The organism is Actinomadura macra NBRC 14102 (assembly GCF_001552215.1).
Classification (GTDB): Bacteria; Actinomycetota; Actinomycetes; order Streptosporangiales; family Streptosporangiaceae; genus Spirillospora; species Spirillospora macra.
In genome coordinates this window covers 382,600-403,581 of sequence record NZ_BCQT01000009.1, presented here as the reverse complement: position 1 = coordinate 403,581, position 20,982 = coordinate 382,600, and the positions used below count along the sequence as shown (strand labels likewise).

The 20,982-nt window shown below is 72.0% G+C and carries 16 protein-coding genes; 9 read left to right on the top strand and 7 right to left on the bottom strand.

Going from position 1 to position 20,982, the window contains the following annotated elements; genetic code table 11:
* Window positions 1–113: 113 nt before the first annotated feature.
* Entirely contained in the window at window positions 114–707 is a 594-nt protein-coding gene (locus tag AMA02S_RS15655; RefSeq protein WP_245667567.1) for a YbhB/YbcL family Raf kinase inhibitor-like protein, read from the bottom strand.
* 379 nt (window positions 708–1,086) lie between these two features.
* On the opposite strand from AMA02S_RS15655, the gene AMA02S_RS15650 reads away from it, so the two are divergent.
* Both AMA02S_RS15650 and AMA02S_RS15645 read left to right on the top strand, forming a co-directional pair.
* A complete protein-coding gene (locus AMA02S_RS15650; RefSeq protein ID WP_067458375.1) occupies window positions 1,087–2,460 on the top strand; it encodes an NAD(P)/FAD-dependent oxidoreductase in 1,374 nt (457 codons plus the stop codon).
* A gap of 123 nt (window positions 2,461–2,583) precedes the next feature.
* Complete coding sequence (locus tag AMA02S_RS15645) at window positions 2,584–5,943, top strand: AfsR/SARP family transcriptional regulator (protein WP_067458372.1); 3,360 nt, start codon at window positions 2,584–2,586, stop codon at window positions 5,941–5,943.
* A 43-nt stretch (window positions 5,944–5,986) separates the two neighbouring features.
* On the opposite strand, the gene AMA02S_RS15640 is transcribed toward AMA02S_RS15645, so the two are convergent.
* Window positions 5,987–6,796 (bottom strand): ABC transporter permease, encoded by an 810-nt coding sequence (locus AMA02S_RS15640; RefSeq protein ID WP_067458369.1) that lies wholly within the window; start codon window positions 6,794–6,796, stop codon window positions 5,987–5,989.
* The gene (locus AMA02S_RS15635) at window positions 6,793–7,800 is read right to left on the bottom strand and encodes an ATP-binding cassette domain-containing protein (protein ID WP_067458366.1); all 1,008 of its coding nucleotides are present in this window, start codon (window positions 7,798–7,800) and stop codon (window positions 6,793–6,795) included. The genes AMA02S_RS15640 and AMA02S_RS15635 overlap by 4 nt, the downstream gene beginning before the upstream one ends.
* Before the next feature lie 248 nt (window positions 7,801–8,048).
* Here AMA02S_RS15635 and AMA02S_RS15630 point away from each other — a divergent pair, with 248 nt between their 5' ends.
* The 3 genes from AMA02S_RS15630 (at window position 8,049) to AMA02S_RS15620 (ending at window position 11,266) form a co-directional block, all read left to right on the top strand.
* Complete coding sequence (locus tag AMA02S_RS15630) at window positions 8,049–8,609, top strand: PH domain-containing protein (protein WP_067458363.1); 561 nt, start codon at window positions 8,049–8,051, stop codon at window positions 8,607–8,609.
* Between the two features lie 10 nt (window positions 8,610–8,619).
* Window positions 8,620–10,248: a PH domain-containing protein gene (locus tag AMA02S_RS15625; protein ID WP_245667565.1), complete on the top strand. Its 1,629-nt coding sequence runs from the start codon at window positions 8,620–8,622 to the stop codon at window positions 10,246–10,248.
* 169 nt (window positions 10,249–10,417) lie between these two features.
* The gene (locus AMA02S_RS15620) at window positions 10,418–11,266 is read left to right on the top strand and encodes a S1 family peptidase (RefSeq protein WP_067458360.1); all 849 of its coding nucleotides are present in this window, start codon (window positions 10,418–10,420) and stop codon (window positions 11,264–11,266) included.
* Between the two features lie 163 nt (window positions 11,267–11,429).
* Here AMA02S_RS15620 and sepH read toward each other — a convergent pair whose 3' ends face one another.
* Window positions 11,430–13,511 carry a septation protein SepH gene (sepH, locus tag AMA02S_RS44155; RefSeq protein ID WP_067458357.1) on the bottom strand — a complete coding sequence of 694 codons (2,082 nt, stop codon included), beginning with the start codon at window positions 13,509–13,511 and terminating at the stop codon, window positions 11,430–11,432.
* Window positions 13,512–13,954: 443 nt separating this feature from the next.
* Between sepH and AMA02S_RS15610 the strand changes: the two genes are divergently transcribed.
* On the top strand, window positions 13,955–14,845 hold the full coding sequence (locus AMA02S_RS15610; protein ID WP_067458354.1) for a hypothetical protein: 891 nt from the start codon (window positions 13,955–13,957) through the stop codon (window positions 14,843–14,845).
* Between the two features lie 28 nt (window positions 14,846–14,873).
* Here the strand turns inward: AMA02S_RS15610 and AMA02S_RS15605 are convergent, their stop codons facing one another.
* Both AMA02S_RS15605 and AMA02S_RS15600 read right to left on the bottom strand, forming a co-directional pair.
* The gene (locus AMA02S_RS15605) at window positions 14,874–16,184 is read right to left on the bottom strand and encodes a D-arabinono-1,4-lactone oxidase (protein WP_067458351.1); all 1,311 of its coding nucleotides are present in this window, start codon (window positions 16,182–16,184) and stop codon (window positions 14,874–14,876) included.
* Between the two features lie 9 nt (window positions 16,185–16,193).
* Window positions 16,194–17,408: an MFS transporter gene (locus AMA02S_RS15600; protein ID WP_067458348.1), complete on the bottom strand. Its 1,215-nt coding sequence runs from the start codon at window positions 17,406–17,408 to the stop codon at window positions 16,194–16,196.
* A gap of 137 nt (window positions 17,409–17,545) precedes the next feature.
* Between AMA02S_RS15600 and AMA02S_RS15595 the strand changes: the two genes are divergently transcribed.
* Genes AMA02S_RS15595 through AMA02S_RS15585 form a run of 3 tightly spaced genes read left to right on the top strand, consistent with a single transcriptional unit; the run spans window position 17,546 to window position 20,551 of the window.
* Window positions 17,546–18,769, top strand: a complete 1,224-nt coding sequence (locus tag AMA02S_RS15595) for a lytic transglycosylase domain-containing protein (protein WP_157430601.1) — start codon at window positions 17,546–17,548, stop codon at window positions 18,767–18,769.
* Window positions 18,770–18,818: 49 nt separating this feature from the next.
* Window positions 18,819–19,745, top strand: coding sequence for a ferrochelatase (locus AMA02S_RS15590; RefSeq protein WP_067458345.1), 927 nt, complete (start codon window positions 18,819–18,821; stop codon window positions 19,743–19,745).
* Window positions 19,742–20,551 (top strand): inositol monophosphatase family protein, encoded by an 810-nt coding sequence (locus tag AMA02S_RS15585; RefSeq protein WP_067458342.1) that lies wholly within the window; start codon window positions 19,742–19,744, stop codon window positions 20,549–20,551. Before AMA02S_RS15590 ends, AMA02S_RS15585 begins: the two co-directional genes overlap by 4 nt.
* A 234-nt stretch (window positions 20,552–20,785) precedes the next feature.
* On the opposite strand, the gene AMA02S_RS42895 is transcribed toward AMA02S_RS15585, so the two are convergent.
* Complete coding sequence (locus tag AMA02S_RS42895) at window positions 20,786–20,956, bottom strand: hypothetical protein (RefSeq protein WP_169806831.1); 171 nt, start codon at window positions 20,954–20,956, stop codon at window positions 20,786–20,788.
* Between the last annotated feature and the right edge of the window lie 26 nt (window positions 20,957–20,982).

The window sequence follows — 20,982 nt, the reverse complement described above, 5'->3', positions numbered from 1 at the left end:
ACATTTACCCTCACCCGACGCATCCCGATCGGTGCCTTCCCACCGACCCGTACGCGCCTGCCAGCTCCAGCCCCCGAGGGGTCCGCCCTGACCTTGTGCCTCAGGCTCCACGGTCAACGCGCCTGCTTGCCGCCGAAGTTCCCGGTGATCCGTCCTCGTCCCACCGTGTGCTTCGCGATGGCGCCGAGCGAGTCCTTGAGCTTGGCGCCGTTCCTGAACGGCGCCGGATCGTCCAGCGCGTAGATGGTGAACCTGTACCGATGCCGTTCTCCCTTGGGCGGGCACGGCGGCGTGTACCCCGCCTTGTCGTCTGTGGTCAGCCCCTCGACGGCGCCGTTGATGCTGGCACCCTCGACGAGCTCGTTGATCGTCCCGTCGATGCCCGCGATCACCCAGTGGACGCGGGCGCCGTTGTCGGCGTCCGGGTCGTCCATGACGATCGCGAACGACCGGGTCGCCGGAGGTGTCGGCGCCCCCGACCACCGCAGTGGCGGGGTCTTGCCCTGCCCGCCAGCGTACGTCGTGCAGCCGTAGCGCGTGGGCAAGTCGCGGCCATCACGCCAGACCGGGCTGGTCACGGTGAACCATTCCGACAGTTCGGCGCTCTCGTTCTGGGGCCGGCCGATCAGCCCGCAGCCGCTCAGGGCGGTGGCGAGCACGAGGGTGCCCGCCGCGGCCAGGATCGGACGCCGGTCTCTGCTCATCATCGTCGATACGCTCCCGCGCGAGATCGTACGCCGCGCTCCGCCGGATTCGCTCGCATCCCGCGGCGCGCGCCCCGCAGGCGGCGCCCCCTTCCTCGTCCGGCCCAACCATAGAGGCTCGGCGGGGGTGGAACGGGCCTTTCGTTTGCGGGCCGCCCCGCGCCTTCCGGGATCGGCGGTGTGAGGTTGGTCATGCGTGTTTCATCCTGTTGTGTCCGGAAAAATGGCAAGGAGTGGTGAAGTTCCCAGCGAAGGTGGCGGCGCGGTTTGCCGGTATGACAAATTTTGTCGTTCTTCCAGGGGTATTGGCTGGCGTTGGGCACGGTCCATCGGGTAGCTTGTGAATGTCTTCACAAGCCGACCGTGAACATTGGAGGCCGCAATGGCCAGGACCGCCGAGGGGACCCCTGGCGCTCCCCACATCCTCATCGTGGGTGGCGGCTATGTGGGCATGTACACCGCCCTCCGCCTACAGAAGAAGCTCCGCACCGAGCTGCGCAGGGGCGAGGTCAAGGTCACCGTCGTGGACCCGAACTCGTACATGACGTACCAGCCGTTCCTCCCCGAGGCCGCCGCCGGGAACATCTCCCCGCGCCACGTCGTCGTCCCGCTGCGCCGGGTGCTGCCGAAGTGCACCGTCCGCAAGGCGCGGGTGACCGAACTGAACCACGACGAGGGCTGGGCCATCGTCCAGCCGCTGGCGGGGCCGCCGGAGCGGATCTCCTACGACTACCTGGTCATGGCCGCCGGCGCGGTGCCGCGGCTGCTGCCGATCCCCGGGCTGGCCGAGAACGGCATCAGCCTCAAGACCGTCGGCGAGGCCATCCACCTGCGCAACCACGTACTGGAGCAGCTGGAGATCGCCGAGTCGACGGACGACGTCGAGCTGCGCCGCAAGGCTCTGACCTTCGTGTTCGTCGGCGGCGGGTTCGCCGGCGTCGAGGCGGTCGCGGAGCTGGAGGACATGTCGCGCGACGCCACCAAGTACATGCGCAAGGTCACCCCGCAGGACCTGCGCTTCATGCTGGTCGAGGCCAGCGACCGGATCCTGCCCGAGGTCGGCCCCGACATGGGCAAGTGGACCGCCGAGCAGCTGCGCGGCCGCGGCATCGACGTGAAGATGAAGACGCTGCTGCGGTCGGCGGTGGACGGGCAGATCGAACTGTCGGACGGCAGCAGCTTCCCGGCCGGGACGCTGGTGTGGAACGCGGGCGTCAAGCCGTCCCCCGTCGTCCGGCACGGCGACCTCCCGGTGGACGAGCGGGGCCGCGTCAAGGGCACCGAGTACCTGACGATCGAAGGGCTGGTGCGGGCCTTCACCGCCGGCGACAACGCCGCGATCCCGGACCTCACCCAGGACGGCATGTTCTGCCCGCCGAACGCCCAGCACGCGGTGCGGCAGGCCAAGCTGCTCGGCGACAACATCGTCCGGTCACTGCGGGGCAAGACCCTCAAGCCCTACGTCCACGGCAACCTCGGCGCCGTCGCCGGCCTCGGCCTGCACAAGGGCGTGGCGAATCCGATGGGCTTCAAGCTCAAGGGCTGGCCCGCGTGGTTCTTCCACCGCAGCTACCACGGTGCGATGGTCCCGACCTTCAACCGCAAGCTGCGCGTCATCGCGGACTGGACGCTCGCGCTGTTCCTCAAGCGCGAGACGGTCTCGCTCGCCACCATCGAGCAGCCGCGCGCCGACTTCGAGCTGGCGGCCCTCGACGACGCGAAGGCCAAGCGGGGGGCGAAGGAGACCGCGGCCTGACCCGGCCCGACCTCCGTCCTGCTCGTCGCCTCACCACGGCGCCCCGGCGATCTTCGCCGGGGCGCCTGCTCGTCCCCCCACCACAGCGCCGCCGGCACGGCCGGGGTCATGGAGAATCGACCTGTGCGGATCAGGATGCTGGGCCCCCTGGAGGTGCTTGCGGACGGCCGCCCCGTCGAGATCGGGGGCGCGCGGCTGCGGGCCCTGCTGACGCTGTTCGCGCTCGACCCCGGCGCGGTCGTGCCGACCGAGCGGATCATCGACGCCCTCTGGGAGGACGACGTCCCGAAGGGCGCGCCCAACGCGCTGCAGTCCCTCGTCTCGCGGCTGCGCGCCGCGATCGGGCGGGACACGGTGGAGTCCCGGCAGGGCGCCTACCGGCTCGTCCTGCCGCGCGAGGCCGTGGATGCGCACGACTTCGAGGCGCGGGTGTCGGTGGCGCGGCGTGCGGCCGGTCCCGCCGCACGGTCGGCGGGGCTTCGCGACGCCCTGGCGTTGTGGCGCGGCCCGGCGCTCGCCGACGCCGCCGGACGCCGGTTCGCCACCGCGCCCGCCGCGCGCCTGGACGCGCTGCGCCGCGCCGCGTTGGAGGAACGGCTCGACGCCGACCTCGCGCTCGGCCGGCACACGGAGGTGCTGCCCGAGCTCCAGGCCCTCGCGGCGGAGGACCCGCTACGCGAGCAGGTCGCCGCGCTGCAGATGCGCGCCCTCTACGCTGGGGGCCACCAGGCCGAGGCACTCGCCGCGTACGAGGAGGCCAAGCGCGCCCTGGCGGAGACCCTCGGCGTTGATCCGTCCCCCGATCTGGAGGCCGTCTACCTGGCCGTCCTGCGGCAGGACCCGGCGCTGCGCCCGGACGCCCGCGCCCCCGTGCCCGAGGAGGACCCCGGGCCGGCCTCCGGGCCGGCGCCGCGGAGTCCCGCGGGTCCGCCGCTGGAGGGGCGGAACGGGAACCTGCGGGCGCGCCTCACCAGTTTCATCGGCCGCGACACCGACCTCAAGCGGGTCGGTGACCTGCTGACGGAGGCACGGCTGGTCACGCTCACCGGGCCGGGCGGCGCGGGCAAGACACGGCTTTCCTTGGAGTCCGGCGAGCGTTACTCCGAGGGGATGCCGGACGGGGCGTGGCTCGTGGAGCTGGCACCGGTCACCGACCCGGCCGAGGTCCCCGCCGCGGTCCTCAGCGCACTCGGGCTCCGCGAGATGACGCTGCTGGCGGCCGGTCCCGGGCGGATGGCGGTGCCGGACGCCTCCGAACCGCTGGAGCGCCTCGTCTCGGCACTGGCCGGCAGGCGGTTGCTGCTCGTCCTGGACAACTGCGAGCACCTGCTGGACGCCGCCGCGCGGCTCGCCGACCAGGTGCTCGCCACCTGCCCCGGCGTGCGGATCCTCGCCACGAGCCGGGAGCCGCTCGGGATCACCGGCGAGACCCTCTGGCCGGTCGAGCCGCTGGAGCCGCCGCCGCTCTCGGCGGGCCCGGAGGCGGCGCTGGCGTGCCCCGCGGTCCGGCTGTTCGCCGACCGCGCCGTCGCCGTGTCCCCTGACTTCGCGGTCACGGGAGCCAACGTCGCGTGGGTCACGCAGATCTGCCGGGCGCTCGACGGGATGCCCCTCGCCATCGAGCTGGCCGCGGCCCGGCTCCGGGCGATGACCCCGGCGCAGATCGCGATCCGGCTGGACGACCGGTTCCGGTTGCTCAGCGCGGGCAGCCGCATCGCCCTGCCCCGCCACAAGACGCTCCGTGCCGTCGTCGAGTGGAGCTGGGACCTGCTGGACGATCCGGAGCGCGCGCTGTGGCGCCGGCTCGCCGTCTTCCCCGGCGGCGCGACCCTGGAGGGCGCCGAGGAGGTGTGCGCGGGCCCAGGCCTCGACCGCGCCGACGTTCTGGACGTGCTGGCCGCGCTCGTCGACAAGTCGCTGGTGATCGTGACCGGCGCGGACGGCGAACCCCGCTACCGGATGCTGGAGACGCTCCGGGCGTACGGGCTGGAGCGGCTCGTCCAGGCGGGGGAGGAGGACGCGACGCGGCGCGCCCACGCCGTCTATTTCGTCGGCTTGGCCGAGGCCGCCGAGCCGCATCTGTTCCGCGCGGAGCAGCTCGTCTGGCTGCGGCGGCTGTCGGCCGAGCACGACAACTGCTCCGCCGGGCTGCGCTGGGCCATCTCCGCCGGGGACGCGCCGCTCGCCCTGCGGTTCTGCGCGGCGCTCGGCTGGTACTGGTTCCTGCACGGTCAGCTCGGCGACGGCGCCGACAACGTCGAGGAGATCCTCGCGCTCCCGGGCGTCCCCGACGACCACACCACCGCCGTGGCCCTCGCGCTCGCCGCGATGACCTCCATCGACAGCAACGAGAGCGGCCGGGTCGCCTCCTGGATGGAGCGCGTCCAGGCGATCTGCGCCGGCCTGGAGGACGGCGCGTGGCACCCCGCGCTGCGGCTGATCCTCACCACCGTGGAGATCCACGCCGAAGGCTGGAACCCGTCCTCGAATCTCGCGATCGACGCTCTCCTGGACGACCCGGACCCGTGGGTCCGCGGCCTCGCGAACTTCATGCGCGGGCAGGTATCCCAGAACTTCGGCCGGATCGAGCTGATCGAGGACGCCTTCGACCGGGCGCTCGCCGGGTTCCGCGAGGCCGGGGACCGCTGGGGCCTGTCGTTCACCTACACCGCGCAGGGCGAGATCCTCGGCCGGCGCGGCGAGCACCGGGCCGCGATCGCGCTCTTTGAGGAGGGGCTCCGGCTGACCACCGAGCTCGGCGGCGGCAACGGGTCGTTCCTGCACGTGACGATGAAGCTGGCGAACGAGCTGGACCTGATCGGCGAACGGGACCGGGCCGAGGCCCTGCTGCTGGACGCCCTCCGCGACCCCGAAGGGCCGCGGCGGCCGGAGGACGCCGCCGCGCTGCACTACCAGCTCGGTGAGCTCGCCCGCCGCTCCGGCGACCACGCGGAGGCCCTGCGCGGGCTGGGCCAGGCCGAAGAACTCGTCACCGACCTGCCGGGTCCGCCGCAGTTCCGCTCGATGGTGCTGTGCTCCCGGGCCCAGCTGGATCTCGCGATGGGCGCCATGGACGAGGCCCGCGCCCGGCTGGAGGAGGCGCTGCGCGGCGGCGTGCGGGCCCATGACCTCCCGATCGTGGCCTACGTGCTGAGCGGTTACGCGGAGCTGGCGCGCTTGGACGGCGAACCCGAGCGCGCCGCCCTGCTGCTCGGCACCGCCGACGGCCTCCGCGGTTCCCGCGACCTCTCGCTGCCCGACGTCCTCGCCATCGAGGACGCCGTCCGCGCAGAGCTCGGCGGGGCGGCCTTCACCGCCGCCTACGAGCGCGGTCTGACCAGGATCTTCGCCGACGTTCTGGAGGAGTTCGGGCTGTCCCACCTGGCCGCGGAGTCCCCGGTCCGCCGGCTGGACGAAAGACCCCGGCAGACCGGGGACGACGAGGGCGGCGGCCCGGACAGGGCGACGGCCCGGCCACCGTGAGCGGTGGACGGGCCGTCCGGGGCGCCGTGTTCCGGCGCCGTGGTCAGGCGCGCTGCTTGAACGCGCGGAGCGACAGCGGCGCGAACACCAGGGAGATCCCGATGCCCCACGCCAGCGCGATCAGGGCGTGGTTCAGGACGGGACCGCCGACCAGCAGCCCGCGCATGGCCTCGACCAGCTGGGTCACCGGGCTGTTGTTCATCACCCAGGCGAGCCAACCGGGGATGCCCTCGGTCGAGCGGATGAACGCGGTGCTGAGGAAGCTCAGCGGAAAGATCACCACAAAGCCGAAGATCTGCACCTTCTCCGGTTCGCTGACCTTCATCGCGATAAACACCGACGTCCACGAGAACATGACGGCGAACGTCAGCAGCAGCACGAACGCGGTGAGCAGCGCGAAGACGTTCGTCTCGATCCGGAAGCCGATGGCGAAGCCCACCGCCAGCAGGATCAGCATCGACCACGCCTGCTTGACGGTGTCGGCGAGGATCCGGCCGGCGAGCGGCGCGCTGCGCGAGATCGGCAGGCTCCGGAACCGGTCGAAGACGCCCTTCGTGATGTCGGTGTTCAACCCGAAACCGGTGCTCATCCCGGCGAACAGAGCGTTCTGCGCGATGATGCCGGGGATGACGATCGGCAGGTAGGCGCTGACGCTGCCTTCCATCGCCGGGCCGAACACGTAGGCGAACAGCAGCACGAACATGATGGGCTGGATGGACAGATCCAGCAGTTCCATCGGGTTGTGCTTGATCTGCACCAGGTTGCGCCAGGCGAGGGTGAGCGTGTTGCGCAGGGCGGTGCCCGGCGCGACCCGCTTGGACAGGTCCTGCGGCGCGAAGGTCGCGGTGGTCATGCCGACGCCCCTTCCTTGTCGGTGGCCTGCTTGTCGGCGGACCGGGCGAGTTCGCCGGCTTCGGCGTCGATGTCGTCGGTGTGGTGGCCGGTGAGGGCGAAGAACACCTCGTCCAGGCTGGACTTGCGGAGCGACAGCTCGCCGACGGTGACGCCGGCGTCGTCCAGCCGGCGGACGACGGCGGGCATCAGCTCCGGGTCGGTGATCGGCGCGGAGACCAGCCCGTCGCGCAGTTCCGGCTCGGCCTCGGTCAGCTCGCCGACGATCCGGGACACGGTGTCCGCGTCCGCCTCCTTGATCGGCCTGACCTCCAGCACCTGCCCACCGACCTGTGCCTTCAGCATGTCGGATGTGCCGTGCGCGATGACCTCGCCGCGGTCGATGACGATGATGTCGTCGGCCAGCTGGTCGGCCTCCTCCAGGTACTGCGTGGTCAGCAGCACCGTGACGCCGTCGTCGGTCAGGCCGCGCACGATGTCCCACAGACCGTTGCGGCTGCGCGGGTCGAGGCCGGTGGTCGGCTCGTCCAGGAACAGGATCTGCGGGCGCCCGACGAGGCTCGCCGCCAGGTCGAGACGGCGGCGCATCCCGCCCGAGTACGTCTTGGCGGCGCGTTCGGCGGCCTCGGTGAGCTGGAACCGTTCCAGCATCTCGGCGGCGCGGGCCCGCGACTCGCGCCGCGGAATGCCGAGCAGCCGGCCGATCAGGACGAGGTTCTCGGTGCCGGTGAGCATCTCGTCCACCCCGGCGTACTGACCGGTCAGGCCGATGAGCTGCCGTACCTTGTGGGCGTCCTTCACCACGTCGAAGCCGCCGACCCGGGCGCTGCCCGCGGTCGGTTCGATCAGTGTGGCGAGGATGCGGGTCGCGGTCGTCTTGCCGGCGCCGTTCGGCCCCAGCACGCCGAGGACCGTTCCGGGTTCGGCGGTGAGCGAGACGCCGGCCAGCGCCTGGGTCTCACCGAATCGCTTCTCCAGACCGTCGGCCTGGATGGCGTACGTCATGTGATCTCCTAGGGACTTATATGCCGGACATCTCACGGTCCTGTGGACTGGACCTGCCAAGTTATGCGTTGTCCGGTGCGATGCGCATCCAGTTTTCTCACCGCCGCTGTCAGATCCCTGGCAGCGCAGTGCGGCGTCCAACAACATCGCACGTGCCACTGACAAAACGCTGACACCACCGTGATCCCTTCCCCGCCGGCCCGGGTCGAACGGTCTGGCGCCCCTCCGAGGGGTTCTAAACTCACGATGTGACGTCGGTGCGGCGCAGTCACGACCACGACGGCGGGGGGCCGCACCCGCCGCGCTTGCGGCCGCCCGCACACCGTGTCTCGCCGCGTGCCATCGCGCACTGGGCCATCGAGTACCTGCTGCTGTGGGGGCTGGGGTTCGGCCTCGCTCTGGGCGTCGCCGCCTGGATCGGCGACTCCGGCTGGAGCGCCCTGCCCGGCTGGGTGTCCGGCCGGATCGGCTGGCTTCCCTACATCGTCGGCGGCGCGGGCCTGCTGATGGTGACGGTGGCGCCCATCTGGCGGTACCGCGTCCACCGCTGGGAGGTCAGCGCGGACGTCGTCTACACCCGGACGGGATGGTTCAGCCGCGAATGGCTGCTGGTGCCCGTCAGCCGCATCCAGACCGTCGACACCGAGCAGGGCTGGATCGAGCGGATGCTGGGCCTGGCCACGATCGAGGTCAACACCGCCTCCCACACCGGCTCGTCCGAGGTCTCCGGCCTCCCCGTGGACGTCGCGACCCGCCTGGCCGACGACCTGGCGCACCGCGCGCACGACCTCCGCGACGACGCAACATGAACGACGCGACATGAACGACGAGCTCCCGACGGCACGTGACGATTACCTGACGGCACGTGACGAACATCCGACGGTGCGGGATGAGCCCATGCCGCTGCCGGACGAACCGCCGGTGCAGGACGAACCGCCAGGATCCGACGAACCTCCTGGACCTGTTGAGTCCGCGTCGGCGCGCAACGGCGCGCACACGCAGCGCCTCCACCCGCTGACCTTCGTCGTCGGCGCGGTCCGGGAGCTGATCGCCCTGCTGGCGGCGGGCGCGACCGGCCTGGCGGTGGGCGGCGTGTCCACGGCGTTCTACTTCACGCTCGTGGGGCTGGCGTTCGGGCTGTTCTTCCACATCGCCGGGTGGGCGACGTTCACCTACGTGCTGCGGGACGACCGCATCGAACTCCGGCGCTCCCTGATCGGACGATCGGTCAAGAGCATCCCGCGCGACCGGATCCGGGGCGTGGACATCACCGCGTCCCTGCCCCACCGCCTCCTCCGCCTCGCCGTCGTCCACATCGACGCGGGCTCCGACGGCGGCGAGGGGGAGCTGAACGCCGTCTCCCGGCAGGAGGCCGAACGGCTTCGCCGCATCCTGCTGACCCGCGCGTCCCCGGCCGCAGCCGAGGACGCCCCGCCGCGCCGCGTCCTCGCCCGCATGCTCCGCCGCTGGTACATCTACGCGCCGCTCAGCGGCGCCTACCTGCTCACCCCCTTCGCCCTGGCCGGCAGCCTCCTCGGGACCCTCTACAACCTCGGCGACGATCTCGGCCTCATCACCCAGGAGCGCGTGGAGAACCTCGGCCACGACGTCGTCGGCCTCCCCACCGTGCTGGTCGTCGCGCCGGCGATCCTCGTCCTCATCGCCATGCCGGTCATGTCGGTGATCGTCTTCACCCTCTTCAACTGGGACTTCACCGTCCACGAGCGGGACGGCTCGATCGTCGCCGAGCGCGGCCTGATCACCCGCCGCAGCGTCTCCCTCGAACGGCGCCGCCTGCGTGGCGTCGAGCTGGCCGACAACCCCTTCGAGCGCGTGGCGGGCGTGACCCGCCTCGGCGCCCTCATCACCGGTCTCGGCGACGCCGCGCACCGCGGCCGCCTCCTGCCCGCAGCCCCCCGCACGGTCGCCGGATCCCTGGCCGCCCGCGTCCTCGGCAGGGTTCCGGCCCCCTTGATCGCCCACCCGCCGGCCGCCCGGGGCCGCCGCGTCGCCCGGGCCGTGGCACCCCTTGTCGGCATCGGCGTCCTCGCGGTCCTTGCCGGGCAGCCTTGGGCCGCCTACACCAGCGCCGCCTTCGCCGTCCTCGCGGTTCCCCTCGGCCTGGACCGATACCGCCAGCTCGGCCACGCCACCGACGGTGAGCGCCTCACCGTCCGCTCGGGTTCTCTCCGCCGCCGCCAAGTGGTGGTCGAACACGGCGCCATCGTCGGCTGGCGCATCCGCCGGACCCTCTTCCAGCGCCGCCTCCGCCTGGCGACCCTCTTCGTCGCCGTGGGCGCCGGGGAGGGCGGCTACTCGGCGGTCGACATGTCCGAGGACGACGCCATAGCCCTGGCCACCGCGATAACCCCCGACTGGCTGACGCCCTTTCTGGAGCCCCCTCCGGCTCCCGCGCTCCAGGACGACCTGGAAGCCCGCCTGCCCTAGCCGCCGCCGGTGGCCGAGCGGTACAGGCTCCTGTACTGGGAGACGGCCGCTGGCTGGGTCGTCCACCACGTCAGGGCGACTTTAGCGTCGGGACGCACGATCATCAGGTCCGGTGGGCCCCTCCCGTAGTGCCTCCGGACGCACCGACCACACCGGAAGGACATGCACTGTGCGCAACTTCCGCCTGACGCTGGCCGTGTCGGCCGCGGCGCTGCTCTGGCTCGGTCTGACCGCGCCGTCCGCGCTGGCCGCCCCGGCCGATCCCGACCCGCCGCGGCCGGACGGCCCGGCCTCCACCATGATCATCGGCGGTGAGGACGCGACGGAGCCGTACCCCTTCATGGCCTCCCTGCAGACACCGCGGAACGACCACTTCTGCGGCGGCAGCCTGATCAACGCCGAGTGGGTGGTCACCGCATGGCATTGCGTGGAGGGCAAGGAGCCTGACGGGGTCCGGCTCCGCATCGGGAGCCACCGCCATGCTGAGGGCGGGAACTTCCGCGGCGCCCGGCGGATCGTCCGGCATCCCGAGGGCGACTGGAACCACTTCGACATCGCGCTGATCCAGCTCGACCAGCCGGTCCCGGAGGCGCCCATCGCCCTGGACACGCGGCAGCCCGCCGGCACCCCGGCCCGGCTGATGGGGTGGGGATGCACCGCCCCCGGCCCGAACACGGGCTGCGACACGCCCGATGTGCTGAAGCAGCTCGACTCGGCGATCCGCCAGCCCGGTACCTGTAGGCACGTGACCGGTGGCCCGGTGGAGCCCGACTCCGAGGTGTGCACCGGCAACCCGGACACCGGCGCCGGACCGTGCTTCGCCGACTCGGGCGGGCCGCTGATGCGCCGGACCCCGGAGGGCTGGCGGCTCATCGGCGCGTTCAGCCGGGTCGAGTCACTGCCCCCGGATCCCGACAAGCCTCAGCCGCAGCTCCCCGACTGCCGTACCGGACTGGGCATCTACACCGACGTGACCGTGCACAAGGAGTGGATCGACAGTGTGATCTCCGCGGTCTGAGGAACCGGCACCACGCTCCGGTGCGGCGACAGCCGCTCCGGAGCGTTCTGCTGTGCCGAGCGCCGGACCGAAGCCCGGCGTTCAGCCGGCCGGCTCGGATTCGCGTCGCCCACGCGGACCGGACGCGGTGCCTGCCTGGCACGGCGAACCGGGCCGGACCGGGTTATTCGGGACGGCGCGCACCGAACATGATCTCGTCCCAGGACGGCACGGAGGCGCGCTTGCCCTTGGCCTTGCGCCGTCCACGCGCCGCCGGACGCTGCGCGGCCGCCGGAGTCTCGGCCGCGGCCGCCGGCTTGTCCTGTGCCGCGGGCGTGGCGGGCCGCCCGGTGGGCTTTTTCTTCGCCGGTGGTCGGTGCCCCGACCGCTGGGCCGCGGACCCCTTCCGGGCCGCCGGCGCCTTCTCCTCGGCGGGCGCCTCGTCTTCGTCCGCCTCGTCCGCCTCGTCCGCGGACGCCGCGGGCTCCTCGTCCCTGCCGTCGCCGTCCTCCGGGGCCGCGACGCGTTCGGCCGCGCCCGTACGCGCACGGGCCGGCGCCTCCTCCTCGTCGGCCTCCTGGACCGCGGTGCTCTCGGCCGCCGCCTCTGCCTCGTCGCGCTCGTCGGCGTCCTGATGCGCCGCGGCCTCCCGGGGTGCCTCCGTCCGCTCGCGGGGCGCGCTCGCGCGGATGTCCCGCGGGGCCTCTCGTGGTGCAGCGGCCGCACTGTCGTCGGTGCCTTCGGTCGGCTGGGCGGGCTGGTCCGTTTCGATGTCCTCGCCGGGTGCGGTGGCCCCGGATGCATCGGCGTCGCGCGGCTGGGCGTCGTCGCGGGGGCCGGCCGCCCGTCCGCCGGTCGCTTCGCCGGGGTGTGCCTCGTGCTCGTCGCCGGACGCGGCGGCCTCGCGTGCTTCGGTTTCCTCACCGGGCTCTTCGCCGGGCCGGGGCGCCTGGCGCAGCCGCACCTGGTCGCGTGGGGCGGCGCCCTCGCGTCCGCCGGCGGCGTCGCCCGGCTCGGCGGCCCGAGGTGTGTCGAACTCCTCGCGTGCTTCGGCGGCCTCGCGGTCTCGGACGGCGTCGCGGGGTGCCGTGGTCCGGCTCGCGGGGGCGACCTCCGCCATCGCTTGCGCGAACTCGTCGGCGGCCGTGGACTCGCGCTGCCGCGCGGCCTCGCGGGACCGGGACGTCTGCGCCGGATCGCGGGGCGCGGCGGCGGCATGCCCGTCGGTGGCTTCGCGTTCGTCGGTGCCTTCGGCCGGCTGGACGGCCTGGTCCGTTTCGAAGTCCTCACGGAATGCGCTGGCCTCATGCGCTTCGGTGTCGCGGGGCCGGGTGTGGTCGCGGTGCGGGGTGGGGCTCGTCCGGGTGCCCCTCGGTGCCGTGCGTGCCTGCGCGGCCTCGTGGGCGGCCATGGCCTCGCTCGGCGGGGCGGCCTGGCGCAGTGCGGGCGGCTCGCGGCCGGCGTCGCGCAGCTGGGCCGCCTCGCGCAGCGGCGTCGGGTCGGTGGCCGGGAAGGTCGGGTGCGGGTCGAGGACGCGGCCGCGGTCGAGAGCGTAGTCGCGCGGCTCGGCGGCGCGGAGCGGGCCCGGCTGCTCGGACTCGGCGGGGATGCCGCGGTCGTTGGAGACGACCTTCATGGCGGGACGGCGCGGGACGAGCGGGGTGACGGTGTCGGACAGGGACTCCTCGTCCCATTCGACGGCGGTGAGGCGGGCGGCGACCTCATCGAGGGGGGAGACGTGGCGGCGGCGGGGGTCGAAGACCCATTCGGCGGCGTGCGGGCGGCCGTTGTCGAAGAAGGACAGGCGGACGCGCCAGGTGTTGTCCTCGCACTTCCAGGAGTCCCACTCGACCTCGTCGAGGTCGACGCCGCCGCGGCTGAGGCGCTCCTCGACGGTCTCTCCGAGGGCCGGGCCGGGCGTGGACTCACCGGGCCGGCGGACGGTGACGCGCTGCGCCTGCTGGGCCATGTACTCGCGTTCCTGTAGGACCGGCCCTTCGAACCAGCGGACGCGTTCGACGGGGATGCCCGCCGACTCGGCGATCTCCTCCGCGGTCTCGCCGGACCGGATACGGGCCTGGATCTCCTTGGGACGCAAGGGACTCTCCACTTCGATCTCGAACTGGCCGAGGCGGGAGAAGTGCCCTCGGACCGCGGCGCGGAGCCGGTCGTCGACGGGCAGGGTGAACCGGGTGCCTCGGCCCGCGGTCGCCAGGACGAGGTACGTTCCGTCCTCGCTGACCGCGACGAGGCGCAGCTCCTGCATGCGTGTCCTTCCTGCCCTGTCCAGACGGCACGGAGGGCGCCGGACCACGCCACCGATGATGAGCCCGCCTCCATCGTGCTCTCATCGGCCGGTCGTCCGTTGCCCGCCGAGGGCGCATGCGTGCCCTTCCCCCCGGGTTCCCGAGTCTCTCTTTCGGACACACCTGCTGCCAGCACCGTACCCGGCATGTCCGAACATCGCCGCTCTCGAAGCCCCCTTCACGAGGCTGAAGAGGGCACCTGACCAAGCTTGCCGGGGACGGGGTCCGCCCGTGGTCGCCCTGCCTGATTCTTGTGCATCCTTTTCCACACTGTGCCTGACCGGGCCCCTGGACTCCACCCGTTTGGCGTAGCGAGCATCACGTCCGTGCACGGAACACCGGTAAGTGGCCGTTAGTTTCGGTTCGGGGGATTTGTTACCGATGGACGGGGGGAAACGGGGCAATGCAGCGCAAGCTGCCCGATCTGAGCACGACGCAGCTGATCGCGAGCGGACTGGCGACGCTGGCCGCGGCGGTGGGGGCGTCATACCTCGGCGTGTACGGGACGATCCTGGGCGCGGCGTTCATGAGCGTGGCCTCGACGGCCGGCTCCGCCGTGTGCAAGCACTACCTCGACCAGGGCAGGGAACAGATCAAGGATCTGAACCATCTGCAGGCGGTGGTGCAGCAGCGGGACGCGGCGCGCGGCGCCGCGGCGGAGGCGGTGAGCGCCGACCCGACCCGCACGGTGGTGTGGTCCGACCCGAACGCGACGCGGATGGACCTCGACCCGAACGTGACGCGCGTGGACCCGGCCCTGGATCCGTCCCGGACCGTCGCGGACGTTCTGGCCGGGATGGCGGGGGAGGAGGCGGTGCGGGAGGTCGTCCGGCGGTCGGCGTTGCAGAGCACGGTGGAGTGGGCCAGGCATCACTGGTGGAAGCTGGTGGTGACGTCGGCGGTGGTGTTCGCGGTCGTGCTCGGCGGCATCACGCTGTACGAGGCGGCGGCCGGCGGCCCGATCGGCAATAGGGGCAACGGGCTGACCGTCACGAAGGTGCTCGGTGGCGGTGGCGGTGGTGGCACGCGGGAGACGCCGTCGGACGCGCCGTCGACCGGTGAGCCCTCCGAGGAGACGCCCAGCGGGACCCCGTCGAGCGAGACGCCGTCGGGCCGTCCGAGCGGCGACCCCACGGACGAGACGACCGCGCCGCCGACCGCGCGGCCGACGGAGCGCCCCACGACCACACGGCCGTCCACGCCGACGGCTCCGAGCACGCCGGCGCCGACACAGAGCCAGGGTGGTGATGAGCAGGGCGGCGCGGATCCTCAGCGCACCGGCTCCGGCGGTTGAGCGCGGCCACCGGTGTCCGAAGATCTGATCAGTTCCCGAACACCTGCGTCGTGTAGGGGTTGGCGAAGCGGCGGTCCGGGTCCATTTCGTCGCGCAGTTTCTGGAAGTCGCCGAACCTCGGATACACCTTCTCCAGGTAGTCGGCGTCGCGGGTGTGCAGCTTTCCCCAGTGCGGGCGTCCGCCGAGTGCCGTCAGCAGGTCTTCGACGCCGCGGAAGTACGCCTCGTGCGCGTCACGGTTGTAGACGTGAACGGCGATGAACGCGGTCGGGCGCCCGTACGCCATGGACAGCCACGCGTCCTCCGGGGGGAGGAGCCGGACCTCGATGGGGAAGCTGACCCGCCAGTCCTTGCGGGCGAACAAAGAGCGGAGTTCGCGCAACGCGGGGACGAGTTCCTCCCGCGGGATGGCGTACTCCTGTTCCTTGAAACGCACTGTCCGGGGACTGGTGAAGACCTTGTAGGACGTGTCGCTGTACGTGCGCGCACCGAGCGCTTTGGCGGAGATGCCATTGACGAAGGGTGTCGAGACGGGGGCAAGGTGCGTGACCCTGTTGATGGCTCCGAACACCGTGTTGGACAGGAACCGATCGTCCAGCCAGTGCTTGGCCTTGGACAAGGGTCGCGCGGGCCCCTCGACGCGGTTGTTGCGCTTGGTCAGGCAGCCTTCGGTGTGGGGGAACCAGTAGAACTCGAAGTGCTCGTTGGCGAAGTCGAACTCGTCCATGCGCGCGAGCACCTCGTCCCACTTCATCGGTTCCTCCTGCGCGCACAGGAGGAACGACGGGACGGTCTTCCACGTGATGGCCGTGACGATGCCGAGCGCGCCGAGCCCGGCACGGGCCGCGTCGAACAGGTCAGGACGCTCGTCCGGCGAGCAGGCGACGGTGGTGCCGTCGGCGAGGACCAATTCCAGGGCGGCGACCTGGGAGGCGAGCCCTGCGGCGTCGCGGCCGGTGCCGTGCGTGGCGGTCTGTAGGGCGCCGGCGACGGTCTGCTCCTGGATGTCCCCCATGTTGGCCAGCGCGAGACCGTGCTCGTCCAGGACCCGGTTGAACGCGTGGAGCGGGAGGCCGGCCTCGACGGTCACGAGTCCGGTGGCGGTGTCGACGGAGCGGATTGCGGTGAGCTCGGTCGGGCGCAGCAGGACGCCCTCGGCGACGGCCGCGCCGGTGAAGGAGTGCCCCGTGCCCGTCATCCGGACCGTGAGGCCGTCGTCGGCGGCCGAGCGCACCGCGTCGGTGACCTCGCCGGCGGTACGCGGCGTGACGGACCGATGCGGCGTGGCTTGCTGATTTCCCGCCCAGTTTCGCCACTTCTGGCGGGTCTTGGGTGACATGCGGCGACTCTACTCGGCAGACGATTGCGAGGAAAGTTCACGTTTGCGCAGGGACCGGGCCCCCGCCAACCCGATGACCGCCGCGATCACCGCGCATCCCAGCGGGACGAAGAACGCGGTGTGCGAGCCCTCCGCGTCCACGACCCGGCCCGCCAGCGAGGAGCCCAGGGCAACCCCGATCCCGACCGCCGTGGAGACCAGTGCGAGCCCCTCGGTGAGCTGTGCCGCCGGGACGAGCCGCTCCACCAGCCCGAAGCCCGGGATGATCGTCGGGGAGATCGCCAACCCGGAGAAGAACACCACGAACATCATCAGGTAGAGGTTCCCGATGAGGACGGGAGGGACGAGTCCCACCACCAGCAGGCCCAGCCCGATCAGGAACCGCTTGGAGAGCGGGCTGCGCCAGTGCCGCGCGCCGTACCAGAGCGCCGCCGCGCCGCTGCCCAGCGCGTAGCAGCCGATCAGCACTCCGGCGAGTGCCTTGTGGCCCTCCTCTTCGGCGAAGGCCACGCCGCTGACGTCGATCGAGCCGAACACCATGCCGAGCATCAGGAACACCGGCGACATCACCAGCACGCCAGGGTTGCGAAGGACGCTGCCACCGTGCGACCCCGGCTCCCGCGGGCGGGGGGCGGGCTCGGTGTCGCGCAGATACGCCAGTGCCAGGCAGCCCACCAGCGTGCAGGCCGCCGCGGCGGCGATGCCCGCCGCCGGATGGACACCGGTGGACAGCGCCGTGACGAGCATCGGCCCGGTGATGAAGATCGTCTCGTCCACGACCGACTCGAACGAGTACGCGACGCCGATGCGCGCGGGGGTGTCGCGCAGGACATAGGACCACCGTGCCCGCACCCAGGCGCCCAGCGACACCTGCGTGAGCCCGGCCGAGGCGGCCGCCACGAACATCGTCCAGATCGGCAGCCGCGCCTGCGCGAAGATGATCAGAAGGGTGTAGCTCGCCGTGTTCGCCAGTACCACCGGGACCAGCACGCGGTGCTGGCCGTACCGGTCGGCGAAGCGCGCGGTGAGCGGGGCCCCGGCCGCGAAGCCGAGGGCCAGGGTCGCGCTCACAGCTCCGGCGATACCGTACGATCCGGTGACCGCGGACACCAGAAGGACGATGCCGATGCCCTCCATCGACATCGACATGCGGCCGACGAGGCCCGCGGCGACAAAGAGCCGGGCGCCCGGGATCGCCAGCAGCTCTCGGTACGGACTGGCCAATCGTTCTCCCCCCGCACCGGGGGGAGGAGCAGGCCCCCGAGCATGTTCTTCGACTTCAGCGCGGTGATCACGTTACCTGGGGGAAAGAAGTGAAAAGACAGGTAACTGGCCCGTAGCGAGACTCGTTGGGAAATGTTGTGGCTCCACCATCAGCACCGCCGCCCCACGGGACCCCTGCCCCGCGCTCACGTTCGCGGACGACGCCCAAGCAGGAGAAGCGGCGGCAGAGGACGCCGAACCGCGGGCTGCCGCTCGCCATCGCCGCCATCGCGGTGCTCGCGGCCGGGACCGCCGCAGGCGGGGCCTACACGGCGCTGACGGCCGAGGAGGACGACCTGCCCGCCTCCACCGCACCGGAGGTGGGAGTGCAGCCGGGCACCGCCCCTGGCGGTCCGGTGAACGTGGTGGAGGACGGCCAGGTCGCACCGCTGCGCCGCGTGGTCCCACCGGACGTGCTGGCGGTCGCGAAGGGCCCGATCTCCGCGGCCCGGCTCGCCCGGATCTCCAAGCTGTCCAAGGTCAGGGACGTGGTGACGGCCGCCGGCGGCGCCGTCCAGCTCCAAGGACGGCAGGTGAACGCGCTCGCGGTCGACCCGTCCTCGTTCCGCTCCTGGACGCCGCCGGGTACCGCGCAGAAGACCGACCTGTGGGCGGCGCTGGCGGGCGGGCAGTTCGTGGTGTCCCCGGCCGCCGCCGGTCAGCTCCGGCTCAGCAGGGGTCTCCACTACACGGTGGTGGCCCGGACGACGCCGAACCTGACCATGGGCGGCTCCGGTCAGCTCGGCCTGCCCGGCATCGACATGCTGGTCGGGAAGGCGTCCGGCGCGCAGATGGGCCTCGTCCCGGACATCGCGGTCCTGGTCAACGCGCCCGGCGTCAGCCCCACCAAGGTCGTCGCGGCGGTGACCAGGATCCTCGGGCCGGGCTCGAACGTGGTAAATCTGCACGAGGGCAGGTACCGGCCGACCGGGGACGGCGGCCGCCCCGGCAGCTACCTGGACCTGTACCGGCAGGCGGCCACGAGCTGCCAGGGCCTGTCCTGGACGGTCCTCGCCGCGATCGGGCAGGTCGAGAGCGACCACGGCCGCAACGCCGGCCCCTCCAGCGCGGGCGCGCTTGGCCCCATGCAGTTCATGCCCACGACGTGGCGCTCGTACGGCGTCGACGGGGACGGCGACGGCAAGGCCGACATCATGAACCCCTTCGACGCCGTCCCGGGCGCCGCCAAGTACCTGTGCGCGAACGGCGCGGGCAAGGGCGGGCAACAGCTCTACCGGGCGGTCTGGCAGTACAACCACGCCGACTGGTACGTCCAGAAGGTGCTCCACCTGGCCAAGGCCTACGCCGCGCGCTACCGGTGATCGGGCCCTGCCAGTGATCGAAGTGCCGGACGGCTGGTTGGATGGAGGCATGACGTCGTATGACGCGTTGCTTCTGCTGTCCTTCGGGGGGCCGGAGGGGCCCGATGACGTGATCCCCTTCCTGGAGAACGTCACCCGCGGCCGAAACATCCCTCGCGAGCGCCTGGAGAAGGTGGGGGAGCACTACCACCTGTTCGGCGGGGTGAGCCCGATCAACCAGCTCTGCCGCGAGCTCAAGGCCGCGATCGAAGCCGACTTCGCCGCCCATGACATAGATCTGCCGGTCTACTGGGGGAACCGCAACTGGACGCCCTATCTCGCCGACACCGTCCGGCAGATGGAGGCCGACGGGATCCGGCGGGCGGCCGCCTTCGTCACCTCCGCCTACAGCGGCTACTCCACCAACGACCAGTACCTAGAGGACATTGCGCGCGCGCGGGACGAGGTCCCGGGCGCTCCTGAGATCGACAAGCTCCCCGTCTATAGCGGTAGGCCCGGCTTCGTGGACCCCTTCGCGGACGCCACCAGAGACGCTCTCAGCCGCCTGCCGGCAGGAGCGCGCCTGGTCTTCACCGCGCACAGTGTGCCGCTCTCACAGCCCAACCGAGAGCTGTACGTGGCGGAGCTGGAAGAGGCCGCACGGACCGTGGCGCACGCGGCGGCACCGGGGGCGCCGTGGGACCTGGTCTACCAGAGCCGGAGCGGCCCGCCGGGCCAGCCGTGGCTGGAGCCGCAGATCGACGACCACCTGCAGAAGCTGCACGGTGACGGCGTCCGCGCGGTCGCCGCCGTGCCGATCGGGTTCGTGTCGGACCACATGGAGGTCAAGTACGACCTCGACGTCGAGGCGGCTGGACGGGCGGAGGAACTCGGGATCGCGTTCGCCCGTGCGGCCACGCCCGGCGCAGACCCGCGCTTCGCGGCCCTGCCACGCGAGTTGCTGGCCGACGCAGTGGGACACGGGGGGACGGGATGAGCCTGGCGGAGGAACTGCTCGAACTGGCCGCCGCGACCGCGCGGGAGGCGGCCCGGATGCTGATCGACAAGCGCCCGGTGGACGGCCCCGACGTCGTCCAGACCAAGTCCAGCCCCACCGACGTCGTCACCCAGATGGACCGCGCCGCCGAGGCACTGATCATCGAACGGATCACGGCCGCCCGCCCGGACGACGCCTTCCTCGGTGAAGAGGGCGGCACCCGGCCCGGCGGCAGCGGCGTCCGCTGGGTGATCGACCCGATCGACGGCACCGTCAACTACCTGTACGACCTGCCGGACTGGGCGGTCAGCATCGCCGCCGAGGTGGACGGCACCGCGGTCGCCGGGGCGGTCGAGATCCCCCGGCGCGGCGAGTCGTACACGGCCATGCTCGGCGGCGGTGCCCTGCTGCACGACGCGTCCGGCGCGCGTGAACTCCGCGTGAACTCTCAGGTGCCGCTGGACCGGGCCCTGCTGTCCACAGGATTCGGCTACTCGGCGGCCAGACGGGCCGGCCAGGCGCGGGTGCTCACCGGCGTGCTGCCCGCCGTCCGTGACATCCGCCGCGGCGGTTCCTGCTGCGTGGACCTCTGCTCGCTGGCGGCCGGACGGATCGACGCCTACTACGAGCGCGGCGTCCAGGCGTGGGACGTGGCGGCGGGCGCCCTGATCGTCCGCGAGGCCGGCGGCCGCGTGGAGGGCCTGAACGGCACTCCGGCAGGCCCCGAGCTCACCATCGCCGGCGGCCCAGGAACCTTCGAAGCCCTCCACGACCTGCTGGCCCCTCTAGACCCCTTGCAGGACTGACCGCGACTGCATAGCCCCTGGACGCCGGCCACGACGACACCCTCCCGAGCAAGGCGGCGACCACACCCCCGACCCGCCGCGATCGCGTGCGAGGCCAGGTTCGAGCGAAGCAAGAACATGATCGCGAAGCGAGCCCTCTAGGGCGAGTCGGGAGCGATGCAGCGATCGCCGCGTTGCCGTTGAAGGAGGGCGTTCAGCGCCCGACGCCAAGGGCAATGCAACAAGTAAGCACGGTTACTCGCGGGGTTCAACGCCGATGTCGTGATTCGCTGCGATCCGGCGTAGCTCGTTGATCTCCTCCTGGCGGATGTCCGCCAGGTAAGTGTCTCCATCTGCGTGGGCGCTGCGCAGCGACGCGTATGCGTCGTCTAGCCGCTGCTGAATCATGCGTGACAACTCGCCCATGGGCCTCCTCCCGGATCGTGCCCATG

Excerpts from the sequence above, each read along its gene's own strand:
- AMA02S_RS15655 (WP_245667567.1), bottom strand. The coding sequence starts at position 707 with ATGATGAGCAGAGACCGGCGTCCGATCCTGGCCGCGGCGGGCACCCTC.
- AMA02S_RS15650 (WP_067458375.1), top strand. The coding sequence starts at position 1,087 with ATGGCCAGGACCGCCGAGGGGACCCCTGGCGCTCCCCACATCCTCATC.
- AMA02S_RS15640 (WP_067458369.1), bottom strand. The coding sequence starts at position 6,796 with ATGACCACCGCGACCTTCGCGCCGCAGGACCTGTCCAAGCGGGTCGCG.
- AMA02S_RS15635 (WP_067458366.1), bottom strand. The coding sequence starts at position 7,800 with ATGACGTACGCCATCCAGGCCGACGGTCTGGAGAAGCGATTCGGTGAG.
- AMA02S_RS15625 (WP_245667565.1), top strand. The coding sequence starts at position 8,620 with ATGAACGACGAGCTCCCGACGGCACGTGACGATTACCTGACGGCACGT.
- sepH (WP_067458357.1), bottom strand. The coding sequence starts at position 13,511 with ATGCAGGAGCTGCGCCTCGTCGCGGTCAGCGAGGACGGAACGTACCTC.
- AMA02S_RS15610 (WP_067458354.1), top strand. The coding sequence starts at position 13,955 with ATGCAGCGCAAGCTGCCCGATCTGAGCACGACGCAGCTGATCGCGAGC.
- AMA02S_RS15605 (WP_067458351.1), bottom strand. The coding sequence starts at position 16,184 with ATGTCACCCAAGACCCGCCAGAAGTGGCGAAACTGGGCGGGAAATCAG.
- AMA02S_RS15590 (WP_067458345.1), top strand. The coding sequence starts at position 18,819 with ATGACGTCGTATGACGCGTTGCTTCTGCTGTCCTTCGGGGGGCCGGAG.
- AMA02S_RS15585 (WP_067458342.1), top strand. The coding sequence starts at position 19,742 with ATGAGCCTGGCGGAGGAACTGCTCGAACTGGCCGCCGCGACCGCGCGG.
- AMA02S_RS42895 (WP_169806831.1), bottom strand. The coding sequence starts at position 20,956 with ATGGGCGAGTTGTCACGCATGATTCAGCAGCGGCTAGACGACGCATAC.